23 protein-coding genes, 1 tRNA gene and 2 pseudogenes are annotated in these 25,064 nt (G+C 69.8%); 18 read left to right on the top strand and 8 right to left on the bottom strand.

Features of this window, described 5'->3' with window-relative positions; translation table 11 throughout:
• The 3 genes and pseudogenes from ACFU9P_RS29845 to ACFU9P_RS29855 all read left to right on the top strand — a co-directional run.
• Nucleotides 1-183, top strand: a pseudogene (locus ACFU9P_RS29845) (UDP-N-acetylenolpyruvoylglucosamine reductase); the annotation flags it as partial.
• 389 nt (nucleotides 184-572) lie between these two features.
• On the top strand, nucleotides 573-707 hold the full coding sequence (locus tag ACFU9P_RS29850) for a DLW-39 family protein (protein ID WP_208857699.1): 135 nt from the start codon (nucleotides 573-575) through the stop codon (nucleotides 705-707).
• Between the two features lie 305 nt (nucleotides 708-1,012).
• Nucleotides 1,013-2,419 carry a hypothetical protein gene (locus tag ACFU9P_RS29855; protein ID WP_384086746.1) on the top strand — a complete coding sequence of 469 codons (1,407 nt, stop codon included), beginning with the start codon at nucleotides 1,013-1,015 and terminating at the stop codon, nucleotides 2,417-2,419.
• 34 nt (nucleotides 2,420-2,453) lie between these two features.
• Here the strand turns inward: ACFU9P_RS29855 and ACFU9P_RS29860 are convergent, their stop codons facing one another.
• Nucleotides 2,454-3,953, bottom strand: coding sequence for a serine/threonine-protein kinase (locus ACFU9P_RS29860; RefSeq protein WP_384086749.1), 1,500 nt, complete (start codon nucleotides 3,951-3,953; stop codon nucleotides 2,454-2,456).
• A gap of 135 nt (nucleotides 3,954-4,088) precedes the next feature.
• Nucleotides 4,089-4,637 (bottom strand): DNA-binding protein, encoded by a 549-nt coding sequence (locus ACFU9P_RS29865; RefSeq protein ID WP_066955535.1) that lies wholly within the window; start codon nucleotides 4,635-4,637, stop codon nucleotides 4,089-4,091.
• A 187-nt stretch (nucleotides 4,638-4,824) separates the two neighbouring features.
• Between ACFU9P_RS29865 and ACFU9P_RS29870 the strand changes: the two genes are divergently transcribed.
• From ACFU9P_RS29870 to ACFU9P_RS29880, 3 genes and pseudogenes are all read left to right on the top strand, one after another.
• Nucleotides 4,825-4,897 (top strand) — tRNA-Ala (locus ACFU9P_RS29870).
• A 104-nt stretch (nucleotides 4,898-5,001) separates the two neighbouring features.
• A complete protein-coding gene (locus ACFU9P_RS29875; protein WP_384086752.1) occupies nucleotides 5,002-5,244 on the top strand; it encodes a hypothetical protein in 243 nt (80 codons plus the stop codon).
• 662 nt (nucleotides 5,245-5,906) lie between these two features.
• Nucleotides 5,907-6,014 (top strand): annotated as a pseudogene (locus ACFU9P_RS29880) (IS5/IS1182 family transposase); the annotation flags it as partial.
• A gap of 365 nt (nucleotides 6,015-6,379) precedes the next feature.
• On the opposite strand, the gene ACFU9P_RS29885 reads toward ACFU9P_RS29880, so the two are convergent.
• Nucleotides 6,380-7,297 carry a LysR family transcriptional regulator gene (locus tag ACFU9P_RS29885; RefSeq protein WP_384086756.1) on the bottom strand — a complete coding sequence of 306 codons (918 nt, stop codon included), beginning with the start codon at nucleotides 7,295-7,297 and terminating at the stop codon, nucleotides 6,380-6,382.
• Nucleotides 7,298-7,396: 99 nt separating this feature from the next.
• On the opposite strand from ACFU9P_RS29885, the gene ACFU9P_RS29890 reads away from it, so the two are divergent.
• Nucleotides 7,397-8,419 (top strand): NADP-dependent oxidoreductase, encoded by a 1,023-nt coding sequence (locus ACFU9P_RS29890; RefSeq protein WP_384086759.1) that lies wholly within the window; start codon nucleotides 7,397-7,399, stop codon nucleotides 8,417-8,419.
• A 355-nt stretch (nucleotides 8,420-8,774) separates the two neighbouring features.
• Here the strand turns inward: ACFU9P_RS29890 and ACFU9P_RS29895 are convergent, their stop codons facing one another.
• Both ACFU9P_RS29895 and ACFU9P_RS29900 read right to left on the bottom strand, forming a co-directional pair.
• Nucleotides 8,775-9,704 carry a hypothetical protein gene (locus ACFU9P_RS29895; protein ID WP_384086762.1) on the bottom strand — a complete coding sequence of 310 codons (930 nt, stop codon included), beginning with the start codon at nucleotides 9,702-9,704 and terminating at the stop codon, nucleotides 8,775-8,777.
• Between the two features lie 26 nt (nucleotides 9,705-9,730).
• On the bottom strand, nucleotides 9,731-10,351 hold the full coding sequence (locus ACFU9P_RS29900; protein WP_384086765.1) for an RNA polymerase sigma factor: 621 nt from the start codon (nucleotides 10,349-10,351) through the stop codon (nucleotides 9,731-9,733).
• A 341-nt stretch (nucleotides 10,352-10,692) separates the two neighbouring features.
• On the opposite strand from ACFU9P_RS29900, the gene ACFU9P_RS29905 reads away from it, so the two are divergent.
• From ACFU9P_RS29905 to ACFU9P_RS29920, 4 genes are all read left to right on the top strand, one after another.
• Nucleotides 10,693-11,289, top strand: a complete 597-nt coding sequence (locus ACFU9P_RS29905) for a transposase family protein (RefSeq protein ID WP_384086769.1) — start codon at nucleotides 10,693-10,695, stop codon at nucleotides 11,287-11,289.
• 24 nt (nucleotides 11,290-11,313) lie between these two features.
• Entirely contained in the window at nucleotides 11,314-12,258 is a 945-nt protein-coding gene (locus tag ACFU9P_RS29910) for a transposase (protein ID WP_384087049.1), read from the top strand.
• 92 nt (nucleotides 12,259-12,350) lie between these two features.
• On the top strand, nucleotides 12,351-14,579 hold the full coding sequence (locus tag ACFU9P_RS29915) for an acyltransferase family protein (RefSeq protein WP_384086772.1): 2,229 nt from the start codon (nucleotides 12,351-12,353) through the stop codon (nucleotides 14,577-14,579).
• Nucleotides 14,580-14,780: 201 nt separating this feature from the next.
• Complete coding sequence (locus tag ACFU9P_RS29920) at nucleotides 14,781-15,191, top strand: DUF6344 domain-containing protein (protein WP_384086775.1); 411 nt, start codon at nucleotides 14,781-14,783, stop codon at nucleotides 15,189-15,191.
• Nucleotides 15,192-15,294: 103 nt separating this feature from the next.
• Here ACFU9P_RS29920 and ACFU9P_RS29925 read toward each other — a convergent pair whose 3' ends face one another.
• Complete coding sequence (locus tag ACFU9P_RS29925; protein WP_376383157.1) at nucleotides 15,295-15,981, bottom strand: DUF5324 family protein; 687 nt, start codon at nucleotides 15,979-15,981, stop codon at nucleotides 15,295-15,297.
• A 420-nt stretch (nucleotides 15,982-16,401) separates the two neighbouring features.
• Between ACFU9P_RS29925 and ACFU9P_RS29930 the strand changes: the two genes are divergently transcribed.
• Together ACFU9P_RS29930 and ACFU9P_RS29935 are read left to right on the top strand one after the other, a co-directional pair.
• Entirely contained in the window at nucleotides 16,402-16,929 is a 528-nt protein-coding gene (locus tag ACFU9P_RS29930) for a peptidylprolyl isomerase (RefSeq protein WP_376383098.1), read from the top strand.
• A gap of 185 nt (nucleotides 16,930-17,114) precedes the next feature.
• Nucleotides 17,115-18,044 carry a rhomboid family intramembrane serine protease gene (locus tag ACFU9P_RS29935; RefSeq protein ID WP_384086778.1) on the top strand — a complete coding sequence of 310 codons (930 nt, stop codon included), beginning with the start codon at nucleotides 17,115-17,117 and terminating at the stop codon, nucleotides 18,042-18,044.
• A gap of 385 nt (nucleotides 18,045-18,429) precedes the next feature.
• On the opposite strand, the gene crgA is transcribed toward ACFU9P_RS29935, so the two are convergent.
• On the bottom strand, nucleotides 18,430-18,687 hold the full coding sequence (gene crgA, locus ACFU9P_RS29940) for a cell division protein CrgA (RefSeq protein ID WP_046507063.1): 258 nt from the start codon (nucleotides 18,685-18,687) through the stop codon (nucleotides 18,430-18,432).
• 138 nt (nucleotides 18,688-18,825) lie between these two features.
• Between crgA and ACFU9P_RS29945 the strand changes: the two genes are divergently transcribed.
• From ACFU9P_RS29945 to ACFU9P_RS29965, 5 genes are all read left to right on the top strand, one after another.
• Nucleotides 18,826-19,593 (top strand): DUF881 domain-containing protein, encoded by a 768-nt coding sequence (locus ACFU9P_RS29945; RefSeq protein WP_384086781.1) that lies wholly within the window; start codon nucleotides 18,826-18,828, stop codon nucleotides 19,591-19,593.
• A 157-nt stretch (nucleotides 19,594-19,750) separates the two neighbouring features.
• A complete protein-coding gene (locus tag ACFU9P_RS29950) occupies nucleotides 19,751-19,924 on the top strand; it encodes a hypothetical protein (RefSeq protein WP_046507056.1) in 174 nt (57 codons plus the stop codon).
• Nucleotides 19,921-20,559 carry an aminodeoxychorismate/anthranilate synthase component II gene (locus ACFU9P_RS29955; RefSeq protein ID WP_384086785.1) on the top strand — a complete coding sequence of 213 codons (639 nt, stop codon included), beginning with the start codon at nucleotides 19,921-19,923 and terminating at the stop codon, nucleotides 20,557-20,559. The genes ACFU9P_RS29950 and ACFU9P_RS29955 overlap by 4 nt, the downstream gene beginning before the upstream one ends.
• The gene (locus tag ACFU9P_RS29960; protein ID WP_384086788.1) at nucleotides 20,556-21,971 is read left to right on the top strand and encodes a class E sortase; all 1,416 of its coding nucleotides are present in this window, start codon (nucleotides 20,556-20,558) and stop codon (nucleotides 21,969-21,971) included. The genes ACFU9P_RS29955 and ACFU9P_RS29960 overlap by 4 nt, the downstream gene beginning before the upstream one ends.
• A gap of 114 nt (nucleotides 21,972-22,085) precedes the next feature.
• The gene (locus ACFU9P_RS29965; RefSeq protein ID WP_384086790.1) at nucleotides 22,086-22,895 is read left to right on the top strand and encodes a class E sortase; all 810 of its coding nucleotides are present in this window, start codon (nucleotides 22,086-22,088) and stop codon (nucleotides 22,893-22,895) included.
• A 112-nt stretch (nucleotides 22,896-23,007) separates the two neighbouring features.
• On the opposite strand, the gene pknB is transcribed toward ACFU9P_RS29965, so the two are convergent.
• A complete protein-coding gene (gene pknB, locus ACFU9P_RS29970) occupies nucleotides 23,008-25,026 on the bottom strand; it encodes a Stk1 family PASTA domain-containing Ser/Thr kinase (protein WP_376383085.1) in 2,019 nt (672 codons plus the stop codon).
• Between the last annotated feature and the right edge of the window lie 38 nt (nucleotides 25,027-25,064).

A 25,064-nucleotide genomic window follows, 5' to 3' on the forward strand; every position in this document is an offset into this window, starting at 1 on the left:
ACCAAGGGGTACGGCACGGGCCCGGCCCGTATCTCCAGCAAGCACACCCTCGCCCTCACCAACCGGGGCGGCGCGACCACCGAGGATCTGCTCGCCCTGGCCCGGGAGGTCGTCGCCGGGGTGCACGAGGCCTTCGGAATTACACTCGCCAACGAACCGGTGACGGTAGGCGTGAGCCTGTAGGTCCTGGGGGTCGGCCTTTCGTACCCCGGCGCTACCCCAGCATTACCCCGCCGAGCGACTGAGGGGAGCAGGGGCGGGCAGGGGACGCAGAGGGTAGACGGCTGTAGATGCGGCGATTGGCGCTGGTTGGAGTGACCTGCGAAGGTTCCCGTTTTTGACCTGAATCCTGATAAGGATGAGGCCACAGGTTCAAATCCTGTTAGCCCCACCGCGACAATGGGTCCGTACGGAACACCTCCGTACGGACCCGATTGCATTTATCCGACCGACTGTTTTACTGCCTGATCAAGGCCGGAGTTGGGTTGCGGGCAGGTCACCGATCGGTATCGGTCGGTGTGTATAGTCGGGCGGCAGAAGTCCCCTACGTCAAGGAAAGACGAGGTCGCGCGGTGAAGAAGCTTCTCCTGATCGCACTGGCCGCCATTGGCGGGCTCCTCGTGTACCGCCAGATCCAGGCGGATCGCGCCGAGCAGGATCTGTGGACGGAGGCGACCGACTCCGTGCCCGCAGGTTCGGGTGTGTGAGACGCAACAGTCCTGAAGAGTGGAAGCCCCGGCCGCCGAGCGGCCGGGGCTTCGTGCTGTCAGGGGGCGTGGACCGGGTGGGAGGCATGGGGCTCACTGGGCATGGTCTGGTTCACTGGCGCGAACTGTTCGCTTGCGCGAGCAAAGTCGTACGGGTGAACCGGCCGGGTGGGACAGTGGCGGATCCGCCGGGGCAGGATGGGCGGGCGCCGCGATCGCTGCGGCGCGTAGGGTCCGTCGGTTGGATCGAGCCCAGCAAGATCCGAACGAGAGGCCCTGACGGCCGAGAGGGCGAGGGGAAGCGCGTGAAGTGGCAGCGCAGCAGGGGCCGGGCGGTGTCGGCCGGGGCGGCGGCGATGGGCATGGCGGTGGCGGCGATATGCGCCGTGGTGGCGCTGCCGGGGCAGGCGGGGGCGGCGGACGGCGAGCCGAGCCCGTACGTCTTCGACCCGGAGGCGCGGCAGATCGAGGGCGCGACGGCGAACGGCGGGGCGAAGCCGCTGGACGCGGGCGCCACGTACCGCGACTCGATCGAGCCGGGCGACAGGCTGATATACCGGCTGAATCTCGACGCTCGGACGAACGCGTATGTTTCGGCGGTGGCCGTGCCCTCGCTCGGTACGACCGTCGCTTACGGGGACCGGATCACGGTGTCCGTGGAGGACCCCCAGGGCCGCGACTGCTCCTCCAACGACGCGCAGTTCGGCTCGGCCGGCCGTTTTCCCCGGCCGCTGGCGGGCTACGCGTACCGGATGATCGAGCAGGGCACGCACGCGTGCCAGGAGGCCGGTCCGTACTACGTCGTCATCGAGCGGATCAGCGAGGACACCTCCTCTCCCGAGCCCTGGGAGCTGGAGATACGCCATGTCGCCGAGCCTGGGCTCACGACGGCCGGCCCCACCGAGGCGCCTTCCGACTGGCCCAGCGCCTCGCCGGCACCGGCCGGGGGTACGCCGCGGGCGCGTGAGGGCGGTACGGGCTTCAACGACGCCGAGGTCCTGGCCGACGGCGCGTGGACCGCGTCCGTCGAGCCGGGCGAAACGCTCTTCTACAAGGTGCCGGTGGACTGGGGGCAGCAGCTCTTCGCCACCGCCGGTCTGGGCACCTCGCCGGGGCGCGGCTTTGTGAGCGGGGCGCTGGCGATGTCCCTGTACAACCCGGCGCGGGGGCTCGTCGACAGCGCCGGTTCGATGGCGTACTCCGGCAAGGAGAAGACCACCGCGCTCGACCCGCTGCCCCCGGTGGCGTACGAGAACCGTTTCGGCTCGCGCGCCGGGGACAAGGAGATGCGCTTCGCGGGCTGGTACTACCTGAAGGTCAGTCTCAATCCGCAGCTGGGCGAGGAGTTCGGCCCCGGTCCCTACGGGCTGACGATGCGGGTGGACATCAAGGGCGAGGCACGGCAGGGGCCGGCGTACGACGGGCCCGCGGACGACTTCACCGTGGCCGGCGGCGGTACGGACGGTACGGACGAGCCGGGCGGCGCGACGAGCGACAGCACCACGATGGCGGCGGTCGCGGCGGGCGGGATCGGCGCGGGTACGGCGCTGGTGCTCTGGCTGGGGGTATGGACGCTGGTCGCGCGACGGCGCGGACGCCGGGGCCGGGGGCCCGGGCAGGGTACGGGGACAGGGACGGGGCCAGGCGTGGGTTCGGGGCCCGGGACGGGGACGGCGGAGACGCAGTCGTACGGTCCGCCCTCGGCCTGGTAGTTACGGGAGCGGGGGCGGACCGGAGCAGACCGGGTCACATCCGGGTCAGCGCCCAGAAGCCGACCGCGAAACAGGCCAGTGCCAGCAGCAGCACCGGGACCGCCACCCTCGGGGGCGGTCCCGGCCGCTTTCCCAGGGCGTGACGGGCCGCAGCCGACTGGGGCCGGGGCCCTGGCAGGGACTGCGCCTGCGGTTGCGCCTGTGGTTGGGGCAGTGGTTGCGGTTGCTGCTGGAGCGGGATCTGCGGGCTCTCCGCGGTGTACGGGCGGGTGTCGCCCTGCTCGTGCCAGACCGCCGCGGTCTGGGCCTGGGACAGGTCGGGCGGCGGGGTCTGGAACGGAGCCTGATGGGGGGAGGCCTGTGGCTGGGGCTGCTGGGGCCCCGGCTGTTCCTGCTGCCTGCCGGGAGGCGGGGGGAGATGGAAGCTGCCGGTCTCCGACATGGAGGTGGGGGTGGGGGTCGGAGTGACCGGTGCCGAGGGGGGAGGCAGTGGTACGGACGGCTCGCCGCCGGTCCGCAGGGCCGCGCGGGGATCGGTGGACGGATCGGCCTGGAGACCGGAGTGCGGACCGGCGTGAGGGGTGCCGGTGCTGTACGAGCCGGTGTTCGGGCCCGTCGGCCGGACCTCGGGCCGGAGGTCGGAACCCGCGCCCGCGATGGGCCCGTCGGGGCCGAACGCGGCGGGGAGCGGCCCGATCTGGTCGAAGATCTCGACCACTTCGTCGTCGATGTCCGGCTCGGGCAGCAGCTCCGCGGCCGACGCGAGCGCCTTGCGCGCGCCCGTGGCCGTACGGAACCGCGCGTTCGGATCGGGCTGGAGCAGGCCCGCCAGGACCTGCCACAGCGGCTCGGGGATGCCCTGTGGCGCCCCGGGCGTCCCATGGGCGAGGAAAAGCTCCACCAGGGCCTTGGAGTCGGGCTTCTGACCCTGCAGCAGATAGAGGGCGACCAGACCGACCGCGAAGAGATCGGCGGGGAAGTCGGGCTCGGCGCCCATCATCTGCTCGGGCGCGAAGTAACCGGGCGTACCGACCACATAGTTGGTCTCCGTCAGACGCGGCTCGCCCTTGCGCATGGAGATGCCGAAGTCGGAGAGGCGCAGATGGGGCCGGGCCGTTCCGGTGGCCTCCAGCAGGACGTTGGCCGGTTTGATGTCGCGGTGCACGACTCCTTCGGCGTGCACCGCGGCCAGTCCGGAGAGCAGTTGGTCGAGCAGGGTGCAGACGAAGCGGGGCGGGAGCGGCCCGTAGTCGCCGATGACATGTGCCAGCGATCCGCCGCTCACCAGATCCATGGTGAACAGGACCTTGTCGTCGTCGGCGGCCCAGCTCGCCGGGGCGAGGACATGGGGGTGATCGATTCTGAGCGCCTGTTCCCGGACGAAGCGGAGCAGGGTGTGCGCGTCGCTCTGCTGGAGGACCTTCGCCGCGACATAGCGCCGGCGCCGGTGGTCCCAGGCGCGCCACACGGCGCCGACGCCGCCGCGTCCGACCGGGTCGATCAGCTCGTACCGCCCCGCGAAGACCTCACCCATTGCGCCGCGCTCGCTCCCACGTCGTCGTGTCCGGGGGCCCGCCGCCCCCGGTCCCCGCCCGGTCGTCCCGCTCCGGTTCCCGTCAGTTCCGGTGCGGCTCTCCCGTGTCCCGTACTCGCTCCGGACCGCTCCGGACTAGCTCTGGTGTGCTTCGTAGTGGGCGACCGCCTCCGCGGTGCGCCCGGCGCCGTAGACCCGGAGGAACTCTGCCAGTTCGGGCTGGGTCGGGGCGAGGGAGTCGGCCGCGTCGATGATGTCGCCGGCCGCGGCGACCGACCGCAGCAGCGACTGGATCTCGCGGACCACCCGGCGTACGGTCGGTGCGCCCGAGCTGTTCGTGGTCTGGCTGGTACCGGTGAGAACAGAGCCGCCCTGCGACTTCTTGATCTCCTCCATCCGGTCGGTGGCCTCCCCCGCGCTGACGCTGCCGTCGGCGACCTGACCCGCCAGATCCTGCAGCGCCTGGACCCGCTGGACCACCGCGGGATTGCCAATCTTCGCGCGTTGACCGCTCATCAACTGGGAGAGCATCGGCGCGGAGAGCCCCAGCACGGCGGCGAGCCTGGCCTGATTCAGGCCAAGATCGTCGATGAGCCGGCGGAAGAGCGCCCCCAGTGGCTCTCCGTACCAGCTTCTCTGGAGTTCTCTGGCTCTCGCTGTCGTTTCCTGCTGTGCGGCGTCCATCTGCGTCTCCCCATCGCTTCCCCATCGCGGCAGCTTCGCTGCTGCGAACCTCGTGGGGCATCTTACGGAGCGTGGTCGCGCACGGGGAGTCCCAATCCTTTTGCGGGATCCCGGGGAACACCCGGTAGTCTGGTTCCCGGCGATGGACGAGCCATGCGTCGTAGCGTGGCCGTATCCCAGCCGTCCCGGGGCCTTAGCTCAGTTGGTAGAGCGCTGTCTTTGCATGGCAGATGTCAGGGGTTCGACTCCCCTAGGCTCCACTTGTCGAGAGGTCCCCTGACCTGCGGGAACGCAGGTCAGGGGACCTCTCCGTGTTTATGACGTCAGCACCGTGTCAGCACATGCCTGTCGTACGGTGCCGAGCATGGCGTACATCAAAAAACGGATGAAAAGCGATGGAATGACCAGCTTCGCCGTCATACGGCGGGCGGGCGGCGCTCGCGGTGCCAAGCAGAAGTCCGAGGTCTTCGAAGAATCCGAGGCCGCAGACCGCTTCCCGGATCTCGTGAACGCGCATGGTCAGCAGTGGCCGCCGGGCTGGATACGCGGCCGCGGGTTGGTCCAGGACCTCCGCACCCGGACGAGATGCTCATGCCTTTCGCCATGAAGCAGATCGGTCTGCGGCTTGCTCCACGCCATCCTCCAGGCCGCTGTGGATGCCGAACCGTCCCCCCGTGCGACAAACCCGTGCGCGTACTCCCGGCTCCCTCGGCTTGACGGCGCTGAGGACGAGGAGGAGATGATCTTCCTCGAACGGGAGGAGTACGTCTGGATTCATGAGTGCATGGGCGAGGATGCCGAGGACCTCACTGACGCTCTCGCAGAGACCGGACGCCGCTGGGGTGAGGCCACCGCACTTCAGCCGCGCGACGTCCGTCGTCGCAATGGGCGGCCGGCGGTCCGTGTACAGCGCGCCTGGAAGAGAGATGAAAACGGCAAGCCATACATGGGTGCGCCAAAGACCAAGAAGTCGCGCCGGATGACCGTCATCACGGCCCGGCTCGACCGGATGCTCCGGCGACGGGCACAGGGCCTGGCCCCCAACGATCTGGACCCGTCGGCGCCACTGCCCGGATTCCTCCTGCACTCGGGCCTCGTGAAGGCGGCAGAGGGGCTTCCAGCTGTGCCCCGCCAGCAATCCGGTCCGCCTGGGGACCCCTGGAAGGACGCGAGCGATATGGCACAGCAGGGCACCGCGTACGGCAGCCCCTCGTCGCATCGATCCCGCCGGTTCGCAGCCGACGCGCGCCCCCCGCCGCAGACGGCCGGATTGAACGCACCATGGCCTGGCTCGCCGGTTGCCGCCGAATCCACCGGCGCTACGAGCACAAGCCCGAACACTTCCTCGCCTTCACCGCCGTCGCCACCACACTGATCAACTTACCGACGGCTCACCAAGTGAAACGGCCTCCAAGCATGGTGCAGCAGCGCGCAGGGCGTCTCGGTGGCGACGATTCAGGTGTCCGCGAGGTCCTGGGGCGGCTCGGCTGATGGGGACATTTGAATCTCCCCACCCCCTGCTCCGGGTGGCCTCGGAGTCGCTCGGCTTGATTCCTCAGGCGGACCCACGCTGACCTGCGGTCGGGCGCCACGGGGGAGGGGTCGCCCAATAGTCGGTCAGCGCCAGGGCCGTGGCGGCATTCCGCGACCTCGCGATCGCCCGGGTCGCCCTGACCGGCAGACCGACCTGGCCGCCACCGTCGACCGCTGCCGGTCATACCCGGGTCACGCGCTCGACCTGATCAAGCCTCGCCGCCGAGAAGGCTCACACCCTGGTTGACCGTGGCCCGCAGTTCCCTCACCAAGGCGCGCACGACGGCGGACCTGGCCAGTTCGGAGGTGGTGACATAGCCGACCTGGCGTGTCGGGCGCTCGGGGCCGAGATCAGTGACACGGACCGAGTCCGGTGCTCCGGCCAGGGAGAGCGCGGGCATGATCGCCATTCCGTGGCCTGCGCTCACCAAGGCGAGCACCGCTCCGTCGTCCTCGGCCTCGACGGTGGCCTTCGGGATCCAGTCCTGCGCAGCCCACCAGTCGCGGGTGTACGAGCCGCAGTTTTCGGCCCAGTCGACCAGTGGCAGCGAGCGCGGGTCGGCGCTATTCGGCGCGTGCACCAGGGCATACGGCTCCTCAAAGAGTCCGCTCGCGGTCAGTCCCGGTGGAAGCGGCACGGAGCCGCCCAGCGTGGCGATGGCTATATCGGCTTTCCCGTCGGCCACTTCGCCGGCGGTGCCGCGCCCCGTCTCGCGTACGATCCGCACCCGCGGCTCGATCCTGGGATGCCGGGCGCGCAGCCGCTGGAGGACGGGCGGTAGGAGGTGGAGAGCCGCGCTGCGGAAGACCGCGATCCGTAGCGGCCCTCGCGCCGCGTCGGACCGGGCCGCACCGCGCGCCTCAGTGGTCAGGACGTCCAGCAGGCGCAGGATGTGGCGGGCGTGCGCGACGGCCTTCTCTCCGGCAGGGGTGGGGCGGGCGCCGGTGCGGCCGCGTTCGAAGAGGACGGCACCGATCTTGCGCTCGCTGCCGCGAACCGAGTGGGAGACCGCGGACTGCGTCAGCCCGAGTGTCTCGGCCGCGGCAGAGAAGCCGCCGGTGTCCGCCGCCGCCACCAGGACGCGCAGTTCGTGCGGGGCGAGATCGGACTCGGTCGTGCGGGCCACGTGGCGCTCACCTCAACGTATGAGAGCTACTCATGGAACGGCGGTCACATGAGCCCAACCAGCTGCCCACCAGGCGCATTCCCGCCCTACGGTCCGGGAATGAACGAGACCGCGCTCACCGTGCACCAGACCGCCCGCCCTCACGGCTTCCCCACCGCCGAGCACTTCGCCTTCGTCGAGCACGCGCTTCCCGAGCCCGCAGCCGGCAGCGCGCTCGTGGAAAACCTCTACTGGTCCGTCGACCCCTATCACCGCGAGATGATGGACGACGTGCCTGGCGGCTTCGCGCTCGGCGCACCACTGGAGGGGCGCACCATCGGGCGGGTCATCGCCTCGCGCACACCTGGGCTGGCCGAGGGCGAGATCGTGTTCCACCGGCGGGGCTGGCGCACGCACGCAGCGGTCACGCCCGAGGAGATCCGGCGGCCGCCCCGCTTCGACGGGGTGCCCCTCACCGCGTACTTGAGCGTCCTCGGCGGCACCGGTCTGACCGCCTATGTGGGCCTGACCCGAATCGCCCGGCTCCAGGAGGGCGAGGACCTGTTCGTGTCGGCCGCCGCGGGCGGGGTCGGCACGGCGACCGGGCGGTTCGCCCGGCTGCTCGGCGCCGGACGGCTCGTGGGCAGTGCGGGTTCGGCGGCGAAGGTCGGCCATCTCACGCGGGAGGTCGGGTATGACGCCGTCTTCGACTACCACCTGGGGCCCGCCGCCGATCTGCTCGGCAAGGTCGCGCCGGAGGGCATCGACGTGTTCGTCGACAACGTCGGCGGAGAGCAACTGGCCGCCGCGGTAGGAGCGTTGCGCGAGTTCGGGCGCATCGTCCGCGTCGGCACGATCAGCCAGTACAACATTCCCGACGCGTCGCCGCCACGATTCAACTACGCGGACATTGTGGAGAAGAGCATCCGTATGGAGGGCTTCTTGGTCAGCAACTACCGTGACATGCAGGAGGAGTTGTACGAGTTCGCGATACCGCATCTGCAGAGCGGCCGGCTCGCTCTGGACGAGACGGTCGTTGATGGGTTCGAGCACATCGTGGACGCGTTCCTGGGAATGCTGCGCGGCCATAACACCGGTAAGATCATTGTGCGAGGCCGCACGCAGATCCCGTCCGTAAACTGACACCCAAGTCGGTATTACGGAGCGACGCCCCCTCTCGTGCTCTTCCCGTCCCGTGGGCAGACACCTTGATCATCAGGTTCGTGTCACACATCCCCGGGATCCGCACAGGTTGCCAAACCAGGATGACTTGATCGAGTGAGGCGAGGAGCAGCCCTGGCCGTTTCCAAGGGTCTGGTCGGAATTTCGTGACGGTCACGATCGCGTGTTCCGGGCGGGGCTTGGGGGGCCGTCCTCAGCGTGACGACCATGCACGCCGCCGCCGTCAGGAGCAGGAACAACTGACCGAGGGCGCCTGGGGGCGCTGTACGCCCCCAGGCGCCCTCGGTCGTTCGAGGACCTCCCCGCCAGTCCGGTGTCAGCCGATCTTGTCCGTGAAGCCCACCGACAGGTACGTCTGCTGGGTGACCTTGCCCTTGCTGGCTCCCGCCGTCCACGTGAAGGTGTACTCCAGAATGGAGCTCGTCTTCGGGTCGACGATCACCCGGCCGACGCTCTTGGCCTCCGCGAACTCCAGGGCGGTCCCGCCGCGCCCGGTGCTGTCCTTGACGGTCCCGACGAGTTTGACGCCCTTCAGCCCCGCCATCGCCTTGAACAGCCCTGCCCGCAGTTTCGGGCTCGCCGGGGACCCGCCGAGCAGGGTGACCGCCTGGTCGAAGGGGGAGATGCTCTTGGGCCTCGGCGGAGTCTGGAGCAGCTGGAGCAGCTTCGCCGGGTCCGTGGTCAGCTGGTCCAGGGCCTTCCAGTCGAGGTCCTTCGGCCCGAACTGCCAGTCGGGCTGGCGCCCCTTCTTGTAGGCCTTGCCGTCGTTGACGACGTAGAAGTCCATGGACTGCGAGAGGTACGAGTCGCCAACCGTCAGATGCATCTTCCAGTACTTCCCCGAGGAGACCGACTGGGTGGCGGCCACCGTGGAGATGTCGTTGAGGAAGACGGACGCGGTGTCCGCGCGCGCCTCGCTCCGCGTGCCCGTGGGTGTCTCACCGGTGTTCGCGTACGTCACCACGCCGACCGCGACCGCGGCGGCGGTGAACAGGCCGACGAGGACCCGGCGGCGCCCGGACATTCCCCGCAGCGGTGCGGTCACCACCGCGCCCTTCTTGCGCCCGGCGGCGTGCCCGGCCTCCTGCGCGGCCACCGCCGCCTCGATCCCCGCCAGCGCCCTGGCCAGCGCCTGTGCCGAGGGCGGCTCGACCCGCCCTGCGGCCACCAGTTCATCGCTGCCGGGGAAGTCCAGCAACACCGCCCGCTCGGTCATGCCGGTCTCCTCCACGTCCTGCGTACTCATGCCGGTCCTCTCCACGTCGTACGTACTCATGCCACGTCTCCCGTCACGCTCAGGTGCCGTCCGGCCGGGCGTGTTGCTGCGAGCCGGTCGCGCAGCCGACCCCGTGCCCGGTGCAGCCGCGAGCGGGCGGTGCCCGCCGGGATGCCCACGGCGGCGGCCGCCTCGGCGGGGGTGAGCTGCTCCCAGCTGACAAGCAGCAGCACCTCCCGCTCCTCTACGGGCAGTTCGGCCAGCGCCCGGCGCAGCGCGGGGGCCAGCGCGGCCGCGTCGAGCCGCTGGTCCACCGCCTGCCAGGGATCGGTGATCTCCACTCCCGGTACGGCCTCCTGCCGCCCCGCCCGCCGCAGGTGTTGGGCCAGTACGTTGCGGGCCACCCCGAACAGCCAGCCCCGCGCCGAGCCGCGCGAGGGGTCGAACGTGCGCCGCGCGGCGAACGCCTGCAACCACGCCTCGGCCAGCAGATCGTCCGCCGCACTGGGCATGCGCCGGGCGAAGTAGCCGTGCAGGGCGGGCGAGTACGCCTCGACCAGCGGGGTGAACGCCGCCGCGTCCCCCGCCGCCGACCGTGTCAGCTGGGCGTCGCTGTCGCCGTCACGGTTGGGGGCGCCGTCGCTGAGCTCCTCGTGTTCCCGGGTATCCGGTTTCACAGAATCTCCGTCTCCGACCGCCGGACGACGGTCTCACCCTGTACTTGTCATCAAGTTGCGGATCCGTTCGCACCCCCTGCCAGAGTGGCTCCCCGTCGGAGTGACCTCGTCTTTTGTTGGCACGGCTCGAACGCGTGCATCATTGCTCAGCCGTTGTCAATGGAGCTGGCGAATGACGGATGGCGCGGCTTGCCGCCGACGGTGATGCCCCGTGCAGGCGCTCTGAACCCGCAGTCTGGGCGCGACACCTCCGCCACGTGGTGCCGACAGACGGCATACCGATAGCGGCGGTCCACCTTCGATGAGGCCAACTCACGTTTGACGGCGGGAATGCCCTACTCATGGGGGATCTGTTCGTGCTGAAGGACGTACTGTTCCCGAACTCCGTGGGGATGGTGCTGGACCGGTTGACCGAGGTGGGCGGGGTGGTTGTGGCCGAAGCCCACAGCGCCGTACCTGAGTTGAGGTGCCCGGACTGCGCAACCGCCTCACATCGGGTGCACAGCCGGTACGGGCGGCGGCTCGCCGAGTACCCAGTCGGCGGGCGCCGCGTGGTGGTGAAGTTGGAGGTCCGGCGGTTCTTCTGCGACGCACCCGATTGCGGGCGGCGCACGTTCGTCGAGCAGGTCGAGGGTCTGACCACGCGTTATGCCCGTGCCGGGCCCGGCGTGAAGACGCTGTGGCGGTCTGTCGCGCTCACAGCAGGCGGCCGACCGGGTATGCGGCTGTGCCGCTCGCTGGCCGTGCCCACCGGCCGGGCCCGGCTGCTCGGCCAGCTGCACGCGCCCGACGTTCCCGCCCACAGCCCGCGGGTGCTGGGTGTCGACGACTTCGCTTTTCGCCGCTCGCGCACCTACGGGACCATCCTGCTCGACGTCGAGACCTCCACCCCCATCGACCTGCTGGCCGACCGCACCAGCGAGACGCTCGCCGCCTGACTCACCGCACACCCCGGCGCCGAGATCGTCTGCCGGGACCGCGACAGCGGTTACAGCCGTGCGATCAAGGAGGCGGCACCGGACGCGACCGAGGTGGCCGACCGCTGGCACATGCTTCAGAATCTGTCGGCCGCGATCGAGAGGACCTGCCACCAACACCGCGCCTGCCTGCACAAATACGCCCTGGACGACGTGGACGCACCCCCGTCGGCGACCGCACCGCCAACGGCACTGCTGCCGCTGGCGCCGCCACTCGACAACATCCCCGCCACCCCGCTCATGCAGCGGGTGACGGACCGGCATGCGGAAATCCACCGATTACGGGAGGCGACGTGGACGATCAGCGCCATCGCCCGCCGGTTCGGACTGGACCGTAAGACCGTCCGCCGCTACCTGACCACCGATCTCGACGTGCTGATCGCCTCGGCCCGCGACCGCCGCCCCCGCCAACTCGACCCCTACCGCCCCTACATCCAGCAGCGGTTCACCGACGGCTGCACCAACGCCGCCCAGCTCTACCGCGAGATCCACGAGCACGGCTACCGCGGCAACCATCAGGCCGTCCGCCTCTACATCCGCTCCATGCGCGGCGGCACCGCCGCGGCCGAGCCTCCCCGTCCCATCCCCACACCGCGCAAGATCACCTCATGGATCATGAGACCGCGCGACGGGCTCAGCCGTGAGGAACAAGACCAGCTCGACGAGGTGCGCATCGCCTGCCCGGACATCGCCACCGCCTGGCGGCCTCCTGGCCCACCTGGCGGGCCCCGAGCAGGGCCGCGCCCGATGGGTCTTCGAACGGGTCATGGATCTGTGGCGGTCCCAGGCAAGCGCGTACGAGACGGACACGTTGCGCCCGTCGGCGTGCACCGTGGACGGCGCGTTCTGGTACTGGAGCCTCAGCTTCCCCGGCACACCGACCTGGTACAACCTCACGCGGTTCTGAGGGCGGTGTCCGGCGTACGGTGACCCGGTGATGGGATGACTCCGGCGCACAACCGTCCGAGCGAGTCGATGGTCTGTGCAGTGCGGATTCCATCGGCCCGACGCAAGGACATCGAGTGAAGACGCCATCCCGCGAGGGCCATGTCTCGCGGCCCTCAAGCACGTTGACACCCGACGCCCAGGCCCCGAGCCTCGATGCTCCCGGCGCCGATGTTCCCGGCGCCGATGCTCCCGGTACCGAGGCTTCCGACGTCCACGCTCCCGGGGGCGGGACCCCGCCGCGCGACGAGCGGGCCGGGGGGCGGCATGCGGTGCGGCTCGATGTGCAGGGGCTTCGTGCGCTGGCGGTGTCTCTTGTTGTCCTCTCCCATGCCGGGGTGAGCGGGTTCAGCGGTGGTTATATCGGCGTTGATGTCTTTTTTGTGATATCGGGCTTTCTTATCACCTTGCTGCTGTTGCGCGAGTTGTCAGCCTCGGGCGGGATATCGATCCGGAAGTTCTACGCCCGCCGGGCGCTGCGTCTGCTTCCCGCGTCGACGCTCGTCGTCGTCACCACCCTGGTCGGCTCCTGGCTGTTCCTGTCGAAGGTCCGCTTCGAGGAGTACGCGGGGGACGCGCTGAGCAGCGCGCTGTACGCGGTGAACATCCGGCTGGCCGTCAACGGCACGGACTACCTCGCCGAGGGGAGTCCCCCGTCACCGTTCCAGCACTTCTGGTCGTTGGCCGTCGAGGAGCAGTTCTATCTGCTCTGGCCGCTGCTGCTTCTGGCGAGCTGGCGGCTGGCGCGCCGGCGCGGACGGCTGCTGGCGGTGCCGCTCGCCGTGCTCTGCCTGGTCTCGTTCGGGCTGAGCGTCACGGCGACGGGCGGCTCGGCGTCATGGGCGTACTTCGGCTCGCACACCCGGTTCTGGGAACTGGGCGTCGGCGCGCTGCTCGCCCTGGCGGCCGGGCGGCTCGACCGGCTGCCCGCCAAGGCTGCCGCGCCGATGACCTGGGCCGGTCTGGGCTGCGTACTGCTGGCGGCCGTTTGGTACGACAACGACACCCCCTTCCCCGGGGTCTACGCCCTCCTGCCGGTTCTCGGGACCGCGCTCGTACTGGCCGGTGGCTGCTCGCCCGCTCCGTACGACGCCCGGTGGCTGCTCGCCAGGCGGCCGGCGGTCTGGCTCGGCGGGCTGTCGTACAGCTGGTACCTGTGGCACTGGCCGCTGCTGGTCATCGGGCCCATGGCGCTGGGCAGGCCCGGCAGCGTCCGGCTGGCGCTGGTGTTCTCCGCGCTCGCCCTGCCGCTGGCCTGGGCGACCCTGCGTCTGGTGGAGAACCCCGTACGGTTCCACTCGGTGTTCCGCGGCCGGACGGGCCGCGCGCTCGGGCTCGGGGCCGGTCTGTCGGCGGGCGCCGCTGTGATCGCCCTGACGGCGTCCCTCTTCCCGCCGGCGATCAGTTCCGGCAAGGCCGCGCCGGAGCTGAAGCAGGAGATCGCGACCGCGGCGGATCCGCTGCCGCGCCTGCGGCAGCTCCTGGAGACGTCAGGTACGAGCCTGCCCAGCAATCTCACACCGGCCCTGACCGAGATCAAGGCGACGAAGTCCGCGGTCTACCGGGACGGCTGCCATGTGGCATACGTGGGCACGCAGACGCCGCCGTGCGTCTACGGAGACCCCGCCTCGGACACGGTCGTCGTGCTCTTCGGCGATTCCCACGCGGCCCAGTGGTTCCCCGCGCTCGACCAGCTTGCGCGTACGCACCATTGGAAGCTGGTGTCGCTGACGAAGGCGTCCTGCAAAACGGCCGCCGTGACCACCGTTTACCACGGCGGTCCGTATGCGTCCTGCGACACCTGGCGCAACAAGGCGATCGCGAAGATAAACGCGCTCCGGCCCTCGCTGGTGATCGTCTCGTCCTCGGACGCCGGTACCCCGGCCCATCCGGCGGCCGACCCCGTACAGCAGTGGACCGACGGGTTCCACGAAACCTTCGGCGCGCTCGGAAGATCAGGGGCCCGGGTCGCCGTACTGCTCGACACCCCCTGGCCGAAGACCGACGCGGTCGACTGTGCGGCGTCCTATCCGCTGCGGCTGGGGCGTTGTACGAACCACCTGCCTGAGGCAGTCCGTGACCAGTCGCGGCGGAAGCAGGTCAAGGACGCGGTGAAGTCGGCCGGTGTCTCGCTGATCGACCCCGAGCCCTGGCTGTGCACCCGCGCGGGCGACTGCCCCGTGCTCGTGGGAAACACGGTCGTCTACCGCGACGACAGCCATGTGTCCGAGGCGTACGCCGCGGCCATCGCCCCCGTGCTGGGCAACCGGCTGACCGAACTCTTCGGGGCGAAGCTGGATCGGTGAGGGCCGGCTCGGCGAGGGGTGAGGGCCGGATCGGCGAGGACCGGAGCGGTTGGACCGTACAAGCGGTTGGACCGTACGAGTGGTGTTGATCCGAAGAAATGCGCAGGAACGGCGTAGCTCCGCCGATTCTCAAGATGCGTACACATCATGAGGAAGGTATGTAGATCGCCCAACCCGAACCGAACCTGAAAGCGAGGGGTCATGGCCGCCCTCAAGGTCAAGAAGTTGTGGACTGTCTTCATCACCGCGTTCTTCGCGGTGCTCGCCTCCCTGGGGTTCTCGACCCCGGCCGCCGCTGCCGGTACGGCCGTACAGCAGCCGGCCGAGCAGCCCGTGCCCGCGCCGGCCGGGGAGGCCGGCGGTACGGCCGAGGCCGCCGAAGCCGCTGATCCCGTACCCGTACGGGCCACCGTGCCCAGAGCGGCCGGGGCTTCACGCGATCGGTCGCTGCCGCCGACGATCAGACAGCGCATCACCGCCGAGGCGCACGGTTCCTCCCCGTCGGTCCGTCATCTTCCCGCCGACACGCATCTCTCCGCGGGCGCGCCGAACGAGGCCAACCCCGCCGCGGACGCGGCACTCGTCGGCGCCGGCGCGGCTCCCACGACGTGACGCGGCAGTTCGGCCAGGCCTTGAGACGGGCCCCACGACACGCCCCACGACACGTCCCACGACGGGCCCCGCGACGGGCCTCGAACGGCGTCGCGTGCAGCGTTCAGGGACGGTGCTTCCGTCGCTCCGCCTCCGCTTCCGCCTCGGCCTGCTTCGCCTTCGCCTGCACCTCGGGATCGAGCGGATCCACCACATGGCTGCCACCGGTGTTGGTCATCGACCCGCGCTCCGAGACCTCCGTAGCGGCCGGCGGCTCCACCAGCCAGTCCGGATTCGCCTGCTTGTCCCACCACTTCCAGGCGGCGAAAGCCCCACCGGCCAGCACGCCCAGGACCGCCAGGCCCTTGGCGATCCGCGCGGCCCTGGCCCGCCGTTCGTGCTTCCTCACCAGCTTCTTGATCTCATCCGCCGTGACCTGTCCGCGCAGAGCGGCCAGGGCGGCCGCGGATCGCGCCGCGGCCTGTCCGGCCATCGGCTGCGCCACGGCCACCGCCTGCCCGACCCTCGGCACCGTGTAGTCAGCCGCCTGACGGGCGGCCTGGCGCGTGCGCTGAGCGGCTCGGTGAGCGGCCACATCGACCTTTGGGGGCACCCTGGGCGCCACATGGGCGCCGTACTGAGTACGAGCTTGCTGAGCGGCCTTCGTCATTGTCGGCGCGAGCCTCACCCGCGCTTCGTGGGCATATAGAGCGGCCTGCTCCTTGGCCGTACCGGCGTAGGGGGCCACCGCTTCCGCGGCGTGCTGCACGCTCTCCTTCGCCGAACCGGTAGCGGCGCGCACGCTGTCCATGCGGGTCACAGGATCATCCTCCTCGGTGGCGTTCCGTATTTCGCCTGTCCACCCTTTTCGAGATCATGCCTGCCGGACCCGGTCTCGGCATGTGATGCGGGCATCCGGGTCATTGCTCCGGGTCATCGCTTCTGCCGTGGCACCCGACGCGGACGGCTTCACGGCCCTCCGGCGTTCCCGCGTGCCCTCGTTGCCTTCGTACCGGCGTGACATCACCGCCGGGCGTTCCTTCGCCATGCCCGCCGCGCGTACCCGGCCTGTCGGCCAGGCCTGTTGTGCCTTCCCTCCATCGTGCCCCCATACGGCCCCGAAATCGCCCCAAGACGGGCGCAAAGCCCTTTCAAGGGCAGCGGCCGGACATCATCCGCGCCGTCCGTGCGAGGATCGTGAGGGTCAGAGCAGACTTACGGAAGGCAGATCGTGGCCGAGCAGCTTTACGCCACCCTGAAGACCAACCACGGCGACATCGAGATCCGGCTCCTGCCGAACCACGCGCCGAAGACGGTCAAGAACTTTGTCGAGCTCGCGCAGGGCGAGCGGGAGTGGACCCACCCTGAGACCGGCAAGAAGAGCAAGGACCGGCTGTACGACGGCACCATCTTCCACCGGGTGATCAGCGGGTTCATGATCCAGGGCGGGGACCCGCTGGGCAACGGCACCGGTGGCCCGGGCTACGAGTTCGAGGACGAGTTCCACCCGGACCTGGCCTTCGACAAGCCGTATCTGCTGGCCATGGCGAACGCCGGCCCGGGGACGAACGGCTCGCAGTTCTTCATCACCGTGGCGCCGACCGCCTGGCTGACCCGGAAGCACACCATCTTCGGCGAGGTCAGCACCGAGGCCGGCAAGAAGGTCGTGGACACCATCATCGGCACCCGCACCAACCCGCGCACCGACCGCCCGGTGCAGGACGTGGTGATCGAGTCGGTCGTCGTCGAGACGCGCTGACGCGGCGTACGGACCGCTCCGACCCGGCGTCACGAACCGCCCCGGGCGTCCCGGACCGCTGGGATCCCGGGGGCCCGGGAACCTCCCGCCCTGCCCGTCCGTAGTGGTTACATACCGGGCGGGCGGGGCGGTGCGCCGTGCACTGCCCGGTACGCGCCCGCCGTCACCAGGACCCGAGGGGACCGATGGACCACCCGCCAGGCGGCCATGGAGGCCAGGACCAGCCCGCCGTCAGTGAGGGCCTGCCCGACTGCTACCGCCATCCGGGGCGGGAGACGGGCATACGGTGCACGCGCTGCGAGCGCCCCATCTGCCCCGAGTGCATGATCGACGCCTCGGTCGGCTTCCAGTGCCCGGAGTGCGTCCGGCAGGGCTCGGGTACGGGTACGGGGCGCGGGCCTGCCCCACGTCAGGCGCGTACGCTCGCCGGCGGGACGATCGTGGCCGATCCCCGGCTGATCACCAAGATCCTGCTGGGCATCAATGCCGCTGTCTTCATCGCGGTGCTCGCGGTGGGCGACAGCCTGGTCATGGATCTCGATCTGGTCGGCCGTGCCTTCGACCCGGCGGCGGGCGGGCTGGTCGGGGTCGCGGACGGCCAGTGGTACCGGCTGTTGACGGCGATGTTCCTGCACCAGGCCGTCTGGCACTTCGGGTTCAACATGCTGGGGCTGTGGTGGCTCGGCGGGCCGCTGGAGGCGGCGCTCGGCCGGGGCCGGTTCCTGGCGCTCTACCTGCTCTCCGGACTCGCGGGGAGCGCCCTCACGTATCTCATCGCCTCGCCGAACCAGGCCTCGCTGGGCGCTTCCGGCGCCATCTTCGGGCTGCTCGGCGCCACCGCCGTACTGATGCGCCGGCTCAACTACGACATGCGGCCCGTCTTCGCCCTGCTGGCGCTGAATCTGCTCTTCACCTTCACCTGGTCCGGTATCGCCTGGCAGGCGCATGTCGGCGGGCTGGTGGCGGGCACGGTGATAGCCATCGGCATGGTGCACGCGCCCCGGGAGCGGCGGGCGCTGGTGCAGTACGGGACCTGCGCGCTGGTGCTGGCGGTGACGGTCGCGATAGTGGTGGCGAGGACGGCGGCGCTGCCCGCGCTGCCCTCGGCGTTCTGAGCCCGTACGGGCCGGAGGCGGGCCGTACCGTCCGTACTGTCCGTACGGCCTGTCCGTAATGTCCGTCCGTACTGCACAGTTGTCCACAGTGCGTGCAGGATCTTGTGCATCCTGTGGAGAACGTGCGTACCCCTTGTCGTCAATGCTGGGTTGACCAGCGGCGACAAGGGGCGGGCACGTCAACCGAAGGGCGGACGCGGTCACACCGGCGTCAAGAACCCGTGGAGTTATCCACAGATCGTCAGACCTTTTCCCCTGCTGTGGACAAGGCTGTGGATAAGTGGGGACGCAGGGTGACGACGGGCTGGTGACGACGGTGACGACCGCGCCGGTGCGGCTGCGGGACAGCGACTGCCGGGACTGCGACTGCCGGGGTGCGGACCCGCTACTTCCACTGGGTGGAGACACCGAAGCCGGCGGCGATGAAGCCGAACCCGACCACGATGTTCCAGTTCCCGAAGCTCGACAGCGGCAGATCGCCCTCGGTCACATAGAAGACCACGATCCAGGCCAGTCCGATCAGGAACATGGCCAGCATGACCGGGGCCACCCAGCTCCGGTTGGTCAGCCTTATGGCGGTCGCCTGCTTCGCCGCCGGAGGCGGCGTGAAGTCGGCCTTCTTGCGGATACGTGACTTCGGCACGAGGGACTCTCCTGTCGATGCGCTGCGTGACCGCGCAGGTAACTGTTACGGGTGCCGGGGCGGAGAGCAGGGGGAACCGCCGCCACCGGGCGTCCGTTAGCGTAGTGCTTCCGCGGCGCCTAAGGAGATAAGGGTACGTTGAGCAATTCCGCCGACTCTCCCCCAGGGCCGGTCCGGCGCCCCTCGCGGCGGCCCGTCCGGCTGCTCACGGCTGCCGTCTTCGCGCTCGCCGGGCTGATCTTCGTGACCAGTTTCAACACGGCCAAGGGCACCAACATCCGTACGGACGCCTCCCTGTTGAAGCTCTCCGACCTGATTCACGAGCGGGACCGCAAGAACGCCGAGCTGGGTGACACCACCGCGGCCGTCCGCCGGGACATCGACGCGCTCGTCGGCCGCGACGACGGCTCCACCGAGGCAGAGAACGCCCGGCTGAGCGCCCTGGAGAAGGCCGCGGGCACCGAGAAGCTCACCGGCCCCGCCCTCACCGTCACCCTCAACGACGCCCCGCCCAACGCCACCGCCAACCCCGGCTACCCCGAGCCCCAGCCCAATGACCTCGTGATCCATCAGCAGGATCTCCAGGCCGTCGTCAACGCCCTCTGGCAGGGCGGCGCCCAGGGCATCCGCGTCATGGACCAGCGGCTGATCTCCACCAGCGCGGTCCGGTGCGTGGGCAACACGCTGATCCTCCAGGGCCGCGTCTACTCACCGCCCTACAAGATCACCGCTGTCGGTGACCAGGACGCCCTCCGCAAGGCCCTCACCGACTCCCCGGCGATCCAGAACTACCAGCTCTATGTGAAGGCGTACGGCCTCGGCTGGAAGGTCGACGAGCACGGCGAGGAGACGCTTCCCGGCTACACGGGCACGGTCGATCTCCACTACGCGGAACCGGTCGGGTAGCCCGGCGCCCACACCGGACTCCCCCCGGCCCCGGCCGGACTTCCCCCCAACCCCGCCCGAACCTCAGTGCACCTGCCGGATGCGCCGCCCATGTGTCACCGCCGCCGTTTAGTCTGGTGCAGTAGCGCCTGGGGCGGTACCGAACGGAAGGGACAGCATGTACGGCTGGATCTGGCGTCATCTGCCGGGCAACGTGTGGCTGCGGGCGGCCATATCGCTCGTCCTGGCGCTCGCGGTCGTCTATGTGCTGTTCCAGTACGTCTTCCCCTGGGCGGAGCCGCTGCTGCCCTTCAACGATGTGACGGTCGACGGAGCGGGGGCCGCCGGATGAGCGCGCGGATCCTCGTCGTCGACAACTACGACAGCTTTGTCTTCAACCTCGTTCAGTACCTGTACCAGCTCGGCGCCGAGTGCGAGGTGCTGCGCAATGACGAGGTGGCCACCTCGCACGCGCAGGACGGCTTCGACGGCGTTCTGCTCTCGCCCGGCCCCGGCACCCCCGAACAGGCCGGTGTCTGCGTCGAGATGGTGCGGCACTGCGCGGCGACCGGAGTACCGGTCTTCGGCGTCTGCCTCGGTATGCAGTCGATGGCCGTGGCGTACGGCGGAGTTGTCGACCGGGCGCCCGAACTGCTGCACGGCAAGACCTCGCTGGTCACCCATGAGGGCAAGGGCGTGTTCGCGGGCCTGCCTTCACCGTTCACCGCGACCCGCTACCACTCGCTGGCGGCCGAGCCCGCGGCGCTGCCGGCCGAGCTGGAGGTCACGGCGCGTACGGCGGACGGGATCATCATGGGCGTACGCCACCGTGAACTGCCCGTCGAGGGCGTGCAGTTCCACCCCGAGTCGGTCCTCACCGAACACGGTCATCTGATGCTGGCCAACTGGCTTGCGCGGTGCGGTGATCCGGGGGCGGTGGACCGGTCGGCGGATCTGGCGCCGGTGGTGGGCAAGGCGCTGGCGTGACCGCACTCCGCCCCGAACACGAGGCAGGCTACGGAGGCTCGTACGAGCAGGGAGCGTACGAGGCCTCCGGCGCGTTCGGGGCGGCCGCGGAGAGACCGGCGGAGCCCGCCGACCCGCTCAACGACCCACTGAACGGTCCGCTCGACGACCCGCTCAGCGACCCGTTGAACGGTCCGCTTCCGGGGCAGCGGCGCGGGCACCGCCGGCACGCACGGCCGCCCGAGCAGGAGCCGCCATGGTTCCAGCCGGAGGAGCAGGCGCAGCCGGCCGCGGACCCGGAGTCCGAGTGGTCCGGTGACTACTACCGGCAGTACGCGGCGGAGTCCCCGGACGGCCGGACCAATCCGTACTACGCGGAAGGCCCGGCGGTCCCGGCTCCCGCCTCCTCCCCGGCTCCCGCTCCCTCCCCGGCGCCCGCGCCTTCGCCGCCCACCGTGCCGTCCCCGGCTCCGGCTCCGATGGACGACCGTACGGTCGCTCTCCCCGTGGTCGAGATGCCGCCCGATCCGGGGCCGGAGCAGCCGGAGCACGCGGCCGGGCCGCCCGAGCCGGCTCCTCGTACCGGCGGGCGCGCGGAGCGCCGTAAAGCGGCCGCCAAGGGCGGCCGGGGCCGCAGACGGGCCGAGCCCGCGACGGCACCGTCCGGGGGGCCCGCATCCGGCTCCGGGCCCGGCTCCGAGGGCGAGGCGCCCGCCCGGCCGCTCTCCCGGGTCGAGGCCCGCCGCGCGGCCCGCGCCGCCAAGGACAGCCTCGCGGTCGTCGCCAGCCGGGTCGTCGGTGAGTTGTTCATCACGTTCGGCGTGCTGATGCTGCTCTTCGTCACGTATCAGCTCTGGTGGACGAACGTACGAGCCGACCAGTTCGCCGGCAACGAGACCAACAAGATCCAGCAGGGCTGGGCCGAGGGCCGGCAGCCCGGGGCCTTCGAGCCCGGCCAGGGCTTCGCCATCATGCACATCCCCAAGCTGGATGTCGTCGTCCCGATCGCGGAGGGCATCAGCAAGGCGAAGGTCCTCGACCGCGGCATGGTCGGCCACTACGCGGAGGGCAGCCTCAAGACGGCGATGCCGTCCGACAAGCAGGGCAACTTCGCGGTGGCCGGTCACCGCAACACCCATGGCGAACCGTTCCGCTATATCAACCAGCTCACGCCCGGCGACAAGATCGTCGTCGAGACGCAGGACGCGTACTACACGTATGACATGACGAGCATCCTGCCGCAGACCGCGCCGTCGAATGTGAGCGTGATCGGTCCGGTGCCGCCGGGCTCCGGTTTCACGGGGCCGGGACGCTACATCACGCTGACGACCTGCACGCCCGAATTCACCAGTACCTATCGCATGATCGTGTGGGGCAAAATGGTGGAAGAACGGCCACGCGGTGAAGGCAAGCCCGACGCTCTCGTCGGCTAGGGTCTTTCGTTTGGATCTGGCGCGAGCCCAGCAAGATCCAAACGAGAGGCCCTAGGCCGATCGGACTCAGGACAGGGCCGGCGGACCGGCGAAGACGAACGGGGACGGGGCGCTGTGTCAGCGAGCACCGAGAACGACAGAGAGACGGGCACACCGCCGCCGGACCGGACGGCGGCCGACGCCCCCGCGGCTTCCGCGACTCCGCAGGCACCGGCACCCCGGCCCGCCCCGCCACGCCGCTTCCGCAGTCCCCTCGCGGCCGTGGTCAGCGTCTGCGGCGAACTGCTCATCACCGCGGGCGTCATACTCGGCCTCTTCGTCGTCTATTCGCTGTGGTGGACGAACGTGCTGGCCGACCGGGAGGCCGCCAAGCAGGGCGGCGACGTACGCGACCACTGGGCGCAGGAAGACACCAAGGGCGGCAAGCCTCCGGTGTACGACTCCGCGGACGGCATCGGCTTCCTCCATGTCCCGGCGATGGGCGGCGGGGAGATCCTCGTCAAGAAGGGCACGAGCACCTCACTGCTGAACGACGGTGTGGCGGGCTACTACACGGACCCGGTCAAGTCGGCCCTGCCCTGGGACCCGAAGGGCAACTTCACGCTGGCGGCGCACCGGGACGGCCATGGCGCCCGGTTCCACAACATCCACAAGATCAAGACCGGTGATCCGGTGGTCTTCGAGACCCGGGACACCTGGTTCGTCTACAAGGTCTACAAGGAACTCCCGAGGACCTCGAAGTACAACGTGGACGTCCTCAAGCCGGTCCCCAAGGAGTCGGGGAAGACCAAGCCGGGCCGCTATCTGACCCTGACGACCTGCACACCGATCTACACCTCGGAGTACCGCTACATCGTCTGGGCCGAACTGGTCCGCACGGACAAGGTCGACAAGAACCGCACGCCACCGCCGGAGCTGCGCTAGAGGCGCGCCAGGCGGCGCTCAGGACGGCTCAGGACAGACTCAGGACAACGGAAAGCCCCGGCACCCTTCATGGGTGCCGGGGCTTTCCGTACGGGCCGTACGGCCGGTCCCGCTAGTTGTCCTTACGGGCGACGGCGCCGGACTGGCCGCCGAAGAAGCCGCCGCCGTTGTCGCCGCCTCCGTTGTTGCCCTGGCCGCCGCCGGCGGTGAACAGGGTGACCGTATCGCCCTTGTTCACCATGCTGCCCGGTCCCGGCTGAGCGGTCAGAACCCGGGAGTTGGGGTCGTTGGACGAGTTGGGCGCAAGAGCGACATTGAGGCCGAGCCCGGTCAAGATCTGCTGGGCCTCCTGGAGCGACTTGTTGCCGCCGGCGATGTCGCCGGGGATCTGGACCTGCTGTTGCTGCGGCCCCTTGGAGACGTCCAGTGTGACCTTCGTGCCCTTGTCCGCCTTGGTGTTTTCCTGCGGATCCTGCTTGACGACCGTGCCCGCGGGCTGGTCCGAGTCCACGTCGTTCCGTTCGACATTGAACTCAAGCTGCTCAAGCTGGTTCTTCGCTGCGTCGAACTGTGTGCCGACCACGGGGGCCACCGTGACCTGGGCCGTCTTCGCGATCTTCAGCGTGATCGTGGCGCCCTTCTCGGCCTGCGAGCCGCCCTCCGGGTCCTGCTCAAGGACCGTGTTGGGGTCCTCGTCCGACTCGACCTGCTCGATTTCGACGTTGAAGTTCTCGTCCTCCAGTATGGAGGTCGCGTTGTCCACGTCCTTCTGGGTGACGTCCGGGACCTTGACCTGCGGCGCGCCCTCCGAGACGACGACCTGGACGGTCTCGCCCTGGTTCATCTTGCCGCTCGCCGGGTTCTGGCTGCAGATGGAGCCCTTGGGCACGTCGCACCGCTCGGAACCGGACTGGGCGACCTTCACGCTCGCGTTGCTCGCCAGCGTCTCGGCCTCCGCGAGCGTCTTGCCGACGAGCTGCGGGACGGTCACCTGGCTGGTGTCGCCATCGCCGTTGAAGAAGGCTCTCCCGATCAGTATCGCGCCGATCAGGACCAGGACGCCCGCGGCCACCAGCAGTATCGTCGAGGTGTTCGATTTCTTCTGGCGGCGCCGGTCCGGGCGGTCGTCGTAGCCGCCGTATCCGCCGCCGCCGTCCGGGTTCATCGGCGGCAGCATCGTCGTCTGGCCGGCCGGGTCGTTCTGGCGCAGCGCGGTGGTCTGCTGGGCGTCATGGCCGCCGTATCCGCCGCCGTACCCGACCGCGCCCATGGCGGCCGTGGCCGCGACGGGCTGGCCGTCGAGGCAGGCCTCGATGTCGGCCCGCATCTCGTCGGCGGACTGGTAGCGGTAGTCCGGGTCCTTGACGAGGGCCTTCAGCACGATCGCGTCCATCTCGGGCGTGATCTCGGGGTCGAAGACGCTGGGCGTCTGCGGCTCTTCCCGTACGTGCTGGTAGGCGACCGCGACTGGGGAGTCCCCGATGAAGGGCGGCCGGACCGTGAGCAGTTCGTAGAGCAGACAGCCGGTGGAGTAGAGGTCCGAGCGCGCGTCGACCTGCTCGCCCTTGGCCTGCTCCGGCGAGAGGTACTGGGCGGTGCCGATGACCGCGGAGGTCTGCGTCATCGTCATACCGGAGTCGCCCATGGCGCGGGCGATGCCGAAGTCCATGACCTTGACCTGGCCGGTACGCGTCAGCATCACGTTGGCGGGCTTGATGTCCCGGTGGACGATGCCGTTGCGGTGCGAGTACTCCAGCGCCTGGAGGATGCCGATGGTCATCTCCAGCGTGCGCTCGGGCAGCAGTCTTCGCCCGGAGTGCAGCAGCTCGCGCAAGGTCGAACCGTCGACGTACTCCATCACGATGTACGGGATGGAGACCCCGTCGACATAGTCCTCGCCGGTGTCGTAGACCGCGACGATCGCCGGGTGGTTGAGCGAGGCGGCCGACTGGGCCTCTCGGCGGAACCGGGCCTGGAAGGACGGGTCGCGGGCGAGATCGGCCCGCAGCGTCTTCACAGCGACGGTGCGGCCGAGCCGGGTGTCGTGCGCGAGGTAGACCTCCGCCATGCCACCACGGCCGAGCACCGAGCCCAGCTCGTACCGGCCGCCGAGGCGACGCGGCTCTTCCATAACTGTTCCAGCCCTCTCCGTCAGTCCCGACCGCACCG

Origin of the sequence: Streptomyces sp. NPDC057617 (genome assembly GCF_042800555.1) — a bacterium.
In the GTDB taxonomy this organism is placed as follows: domain Bacteria; phylum Actinomycetota; class Actinomycetes; order Streptomycetales; family Streptomycetaceae; genus Streptomyces.

Bases quoted from the DNA above. Each gene is read 5' to 3' on its own strand.
- ACFU9P_RS29860 (WP_384086749.1), bottom strand. From the start codon at position 3,953: ATGGGTGAGGTCTTCGCGGGGCGGTACGAGCTGATCGACCCGGTCGGA.
- ACFU9P_RS29865 (WP_066955535.1), bottom strand. From the start codon at position 4,637: ATGGACGCCGCACAGCAGGAAACGACAGCGAGAGCCAGAGAACTCCAG.
- ACFU9P_RS29875 (WP_384086752.1), top strand. From the start codon at position 5,002: ATGGCGTACATCAAAAAACGGATGAAAAGCGATGGAATGACCAGCTTC.
- ACFU9P_RS29890 (WP_384086759.1), top strand. From the start codon at position 7,397: ATGAACGAGACCGCGCTCACCGTGCACCAGACCGCCCGCCCTCACGGC.
- ACFU9P_RS29895 (WP_384086762.1), bottom strand. From the start codon at position 9,704: ATGAGTACGCAGGACGTGGAGGAGACCGGCATGACCGAGCGGGCGGTG.
- ACFU9P_RS29905 (WP_384086769.1), top strand. From the start codon at position 10,693: ATGGGGGATCTGTTCGTGCTGAAGGACGTACTGTTCCCGAACTCCGTG.
- ACFU9P_RS29920 (WP_384086775.1), top strand. From the start codon at position 14,781: ATGGCCGCCCTCAAGGTCAAGAAGTTGTGGACTGTCTTCATCACCGCG.
- ACFU9P_RS29925 (WP_376383157.1), bottom strand. From the start codon at position 15,981: ATGGACAGCGTGCGCGCCGCTACCGGTTCGGCGAAGGAGAGCGTGCAG.
- ACFU9P_RS29935 (WP_384086778.1), top strand. From the start codon at position 17,115: ATGGACCACCCGCCAGGCGGCCATGGAGGCCAGGACCAGCCCGCCGTC.
- ACFU9P_RS29950 (WP_046507056.1), top strand. From the start codon at position 19,751: ATGTACGGCTGGATCTGGCGTCATCTGCCGGGCAACGTGTGGCTGCGG.
- ACFU9P_RS29955 (WP_384086785.1), top strand. From the start codon at position 19,921: ATGAGCGCGCGGATCCTCGTCGTCGACAACTACGACAGCTTTGTCTTC.
- pknB (WP_376383085.1), bottom strand. From the start codon at position 25,026: ATGGAAGAGCCGCGTCGCCTCGGCGGCCGGTACGAGCTGGGCTCGGTG.